The organism is Collinsella sp. Sow4_E3 (genome assembly GCF_052116285.1).
GTDB lineage: Bacteria > Actinomycetota > Coriobacteriia > Coriobacteriales > Coriobacteriaceae > Collinsella.
This window is the reverse complement of record NZ_JBQKLJ010000047.1, coordinates 1-2,569: the sequence shown is the minus strand read 5'-3', so window position 1 is coordinate 2,569 and position 2,569 is coordinate 1. Positions and strand designations below refer to the sequence as shown.

1 protein-coding gene and 2 rRNA genes are annotated in these 2,569 nt (G+C 57.1%); all 3 read left to right on the top strand.

From position 1 onward, the window contains the following. A 5S ribosomal RNA gene (gene rrf, locus ACTQ48_RS11025) occupies positions 1-91 on the top strand; the annotation flags it as partial. A 248-nt stretch (positions 92-339) separates the two neighbouring features. After that, positions 340-2,034 (top strand): phospho-sugar mutase, encoded by a 1,695-nt coding sequence (locus ACTQ48_RS11020; RefSeq protein WP_427719879.1) that lies wholly within the window; start codon positions 340-342, stop codon positions 2,032-2,034. 426 nt (positions 2,035-2,460) lie between these two features. Then, positions 2,461-2,569: ribosomal RNA gene (locus tag ACTQ48_RS11015) — 16S ribosomal RNA — on the top strand; the annotation flags it as partial.

Sequence of the window (2,569 nt, the reverse complement as noted above, 5' to 3'; positions counted from 1 at the left end):
CGCCCGGTCCCGTTCCGAACCCGGAAGCTAAGCCCCATCGCGCCGAGAGTACTGCGGGGCCAGCCCGTGGGAGGCCAGGGCGCCGCTGACCGGTGGACGGCACCGAGCCGTCATCGAGAATCGAGAAGGGGGAGGCCTCGCGGCCTCCCCCTTTTTCGTTTCTCAGGCAATTTAACTAAATGACATTTTTTACAACGATATCATCTGCCGTCTTATTCAGACGTTCACCGTTCTCCTGACAGTCTCACGCACTCAATGGATTACTATCTACTTAAGCGTGATACTGCGCTTGACCTGTTTTAGGCGGGCCGTTTTATTGATTATGAAGGAAGGACGCACATGGCAGATGTTCACGAGCTGCTTGATACTTGGATTGCCAATGTCAAGGATGATGAGCTGCTGACCGAGCTCAACACGATGAAGGAGCAGGGTGACGAGGATGCCATCACCGATGCCTTCTTCCAGGATCTTGCCTTCGGCACCGCCGGCCTGCGTGGCACGATCGGTGCTGGCACCAACCGTATGAATATCTATACGGTCGGCCGTGCAACGCAGGGCTTCGCCGACTATCTCAATGCGACTTTTGAGCATCCGACGGTTGCCATTGCTCGCGATAGCCGCAATAAGGGCGAACTGTTCGTTAAGACGACGGCTGCCATTCTTGCAGCAAACGGCGTGACTGCTCTCGTATACCCTAAGATTTCTCCCGTGCCGACGCTTTCCTGGGCCGTCCGCGACCTTGAGTGCTCCGGTGGCATTTGCATGACCGCTAGTCATAATCCGGCGCCCTATAACGGCTATAAGGCATATGGCCCCGACGGCTGCCAGATCACTAGCGAGGCCGCCGATGCAATTTCTAAGGCTATCGCCGAGACCGATACGTTCACTGGCGTGAAGTCCATGGACTTCGATGAGGCTCTTGAGCAGGGTCTGGTCAAATGGATCGATGACTCGTGCCTCGAGCGTTATTACGACGCCGTTCTCGCGCGCGGCGTGACCAACCTTTCTGCCGAGGAGATCGCTGGCGCTCCGCTTAAGCTCGTCTACACTCCGCTCAACGGCACTGGCCTCATTCCCGTCACGACGGTGCTCGAGCGCGCCGGCATCACCGATGTCACGGTTGTTCCCGAGCAGAAGGACCCGAACGGCGATTTCCCGACCTGCCCGTATCCTAACCCCGAGATCCGTCAGGCCATGCAGAAGGGAATCGACCTGTGCGAGCAGGTTCACCCCGATCTGCTGCTTGCAACCGATCCTGATGCCGACCGTGTTGGCGTTGCTGTTAAGAATGGTGATGACTATCTGCTGCTGACCGGCAATGAGATGGGCGTTTTGCTGCTCGACTATATCTGCAAGACCCGTGCCGCCCGCGGCGAGGATCTCACCAAGAAGGTCGCGGTTACTACCATTGTTTCTTCCGCCATGGTCGATGCTCTGGCCGAGGAGTATGGCTTTGAGCTCCGTCGCTGCCTGACGGGCTTCAAGTACATCGGTGACATCATTACCTCGCTTTCCGATGCTGGTGAAGTCGATCGCTTTATCTTCGGTTTCGAGGAGAGCTACGGTTATCTGGCCGGCGACCACGTGCGCGACAAGGACGCCGTGAGCACTTCGCTTCTGATTTGCCAGATGGCGCAGTATTACAAGCTCCAGGGCAAGAACCTTGCCGATGCGATGCACGAGCTGTACGAGAAGTATGGCTACTATCACAACAAGACGATTTCGCTGAGCTATCCGGGCGCTGAGGGTGCGGCAAAGATGGCCGGCATTATGGCGGGTCTGCGCGAAAACCCGCCCGCGGAGCTCGCAGGCTCCAAGATCGAGGCCGTTGTGGATTACAACACGTGCGTGAACGGCCTGCCGAAGGCTAATGTCATTGAGTTCGATCTTGAGGGTGGCAACAAGGGTATTGTCCGTCCTTCCGGCACCGAGCCCAAGATCAAGCTGTACATCTTCGCTAAGGGCGCGGATGCCGCCGAGGCTGATGCAGCACTTGACGCGATTGAGGAGTCAGGTCGCAAGCTGTTGGCCTAAGGCTTTGAAAGCCTATTTCTATAGATAGACGAAAAAGGGGATCTCGGAAACGAGGTCCCCTCTCTATTACCGGTAAATACAGCTGAGAATCCCAAACTGTGTAGGAGTTGTGTGTAACCAGATTCCCGCCCCCGGGGCCCCTCCGGTCTGGCAATATATCTCCTTGCCGCGCGGCCCGGTCGGACCGGGAACCAGCGCAGGCGTGCACCTTGAGAACCGGATACTGCGAGGATGGACACACATGGTGTGTCGCATCCGGGCAGACATCGAACCATTTGAAATGGTCTGACTTGGATTCGTTTTTCGCAAGGCCGCCGAGAGGCGGCCCCGAGAATTCCTTTTCCTATCAAACAGAACCATATGAATCGAACGGAACCGATCAGCGATGAACTGAGAGGACCGGACGGGCTCGAGGCCCATATATTTTGGACGGAGAGTTCGATCCTGGCTCAGGATGAACGCTGGCGGCGCGCCTAACACATGCAAGTCGAACGGCACCCACCTCCGGGTGGAAGCGAGTGGCGAACGGCTGAGT